Consider the following 2,548-nt stretch of genomic DNA (forward strand, 5'->3'; position numbering starts at 1 on the left):
GGCGCGAAGCGGGTTTCGCCCGACGACTGCCAGTCGTTGTACTCGAGGTCGAGCCACTCCTTGGGGTCGAGCTCCTGGTCGTAGCTGTCGAGGACGACGAAGCCCTTGTCTTCGAGCGCCGCTGACTTGATGTATCCCATGATCTGAACCAGATCCTCTCATCGGGGGCCAGCACGTTTTAACAGGCCCTGATAAGGCAAGCCTAACAGGGCGCCTCTGGAGCGCCGCCGAGGGTCGCCGTGAATAAGCGAATAGACTGAACCGGGCGCCTGGCGACTCCTCGGCGCCCGGCGTTACGGGAGGACGAGACACCAGCATGAGCACTGCGACCAACGTCGAGGCGACAGCCGTCAACACGATCGAGTGGCTCGCAGAGGACTCAACGACCATCGTCGTGCCGGTGTACCAGCGCCAGTACCGGTGGGACATCGGCGGATGCGAGCAGCTGCTCTCCGACGTCAGAGCCGTCGCTCGCGAGGACTCTTCGCATCGCCACTTCATCGGCTCGATCCTGTCTGCAGCGGACGACAGCGACGCAGACACCGACCTCGTCCTGATCGACGGCCAGCAGCGCATCACGACGCTCATGCTGCTCGTGGCAGCTCTCCGCCACACTGTGCAGGACACCTCTCCCGAGCTCGCCGCCGAACTCGACCGAGTGCTCGTGCGCCCGGATGACTCCTCGCGCACCAAGCTGCAGCCCCATGACGCGTGGGCCGAGCTGTACGAGTCGGTCGTGCTCGAACGGGGCGACAACGCCGAGCGCGAGTCCCGGTTCGACGACAACTACGCCTTCTTCCGCAGCCAGGTGCATGCCGACGAAGCGCCCCTGATCTGGGCGGGCCTGCAGAAGCTCGAGCATGTGTCGATCACCCTCGGCGGCGAGGCGAACGCGCAGCAGATCTTCGAGAGTCTCAACTCCACCGGTGAGCCGCTGCGCGATCACGAGCTCATCCACAACTACATCCTGATGGGTCTGACCCACGCAGAGCAGCTCGATGTCGAGGCGCGATTCTGGCTGCCGATCGAGCGTCACACGGGTGAGACCATCGGCGCCTTCTGGCGGCACTATCTCGGCATGACCACGGGGCGTCAGGTCGCCGCGAACGGCGAGCACGGGGGCTACAGCGCGTTCCGGCAGTCCTTCCCCCGCGTCGATGTCGATCATCTGCAGGCGGATGCCGAGATCTGGCGTCATTACGCCGCGATCTACGGGATCCTGCTCGATCCTTCTCTGGAGGAAGACCCCGAGATCGCGCGTCAGCTGCGGTTCGTGAACACGTTCGGACGCGCGGCCTATCCGCTCGTCCTGAGCGTCTACAGCGATCACGCACGTGGTCTCATCGTTCGCGAGGAACTGCTCGAGACACTCGAGTGGATCCAAGCCATGTACCTGCGGCGCACGCTCGTGAACCTCCCCAATGAGCGTCTCGTGGCCCGACTCTGCCGCGCCAGGGCGAACGGCCGCGCAGCGCTGGCGCGCGCCTTCGCCCGCATCACCCCCTCGGACGAACGGGTCAGCGCGGTGCTCAAGTACAGCGAACTGCCCCACCCCGCCTATGTCCTGGGCCGACTCGAGGGTGTCGATGAGTCCGCGGACTTCGATGTCGAGCACATCGTGCCCACGGTTCCCAGCGACACGTGGTCGGGCGACGGGATCCGCCCGTGGATCGAGTACTCGGACGACGAACGCAACGCGCACCGCGCGCTCGCACCCACCCTCGGCAACCTCACTCTGCTCGAGCAGCATCTCGCGGAGCGCGTCTTCGGCGAGTCGTTCGCCGTCAAGCGCGACAGCGCCTACGCCCGCAGTGCGGTCGCCGAGACCAGAGCGCTCACAGCGACGGATACATGGGGCACCGCCGCGATCTCGGAGCGGACGATCCGCCTGACCGCCGACCTGCTGCGCATCTGGGCGCGCCCCGCCCTTCCCGAGATCGATGACGACGGGCTCACGCCCATCCTCGACGCCGTCCGCCGCCGCGGGTGGCCGGCCGGATGGGAGCGCGAGTTCGAGTACGTCGAGTACCGCGGAGAGCGATGGGAGGTCTTCGACGTCAGGCACCTCTTCAACCGCGTGTTCCGACGCGCCTGGACCGACACCCGCGATGCCGCGCAGATCTATTGCGCGACCCACGGCGGTCCGATCTACGACGCGATGGCCTGGAAGGGCCAGTGGGATCAGCTCGACGAATCGCACCACCTCTACATGGGGTGGGATTCCAACTACATGATGAACGCGGTGCAGGGCGTGCTCCACGAGGCGGGCATCGCCTCGGAGGTCTTCGTCAAGTACTCCTACATCGGGAATGTGATGTGACATGACGACCACCATCCGCCGCCTGCTCGATCTGACGGTCGAGGAGCACACGCTCACCGTGCCCCTCGTCTGGGGCGACCCGGCCGACACCCGCACGATCGACATCTTCGCCCGGGTGGTCTCGCGCGATGGCGGCGAGACGCTGCCGTTCCTGGTCTTCCTGCAGGGCGGTCCCGGTCACGAGGCGCCGCGGCCGTTCCACGCCTCGTCGTCGCCGGCGTGGCTCGA

Annotated in this window: 1 protein-coding gene and 1 pseudogene; both read left to right on the forward strand. The window is 66.4% G+C overall.

Annotation, left to right across the window (positions count from 1 at the left end):
• Positions 1-316 precede the first annotated feature (316 nt).
• Positions 317-2,320 (forward strand): DUF262 domain-containing protein, encoded by a 2,004-nt coding sequence (locus J7E68_RS19070; protein WP_215175115.1) that lies wholly within the window; start codon positions 317-319, stop codon positions 2,318-2,320.
• 1 nt (position 2,321) lies between these two features.
• Positions 2,322-2,548, forward strand: a pseudogene (locus tag J7E68_RS19075) (aminopeptidase); the annotation flags it as partial.

It is taken from the genome of Microbacterium sp. ISL-103, assembly GCF_018613995.1.
Taxonomy (GTDB): Bacteria; Actinomycetota; Actinomycetes; order Actinomycetales; family Microbacteriaceae; genus Microbacterium.

What these genes read in the sequence shown, in the direction of transcription:
- J7E68_RS19070 (WP_215175115.1), top strand. Translation starts at nt 317, where the DNA reads ATGAGCACTGCGACCAACGTCGAGGCGACAGCCGTCAACACGATCGAG.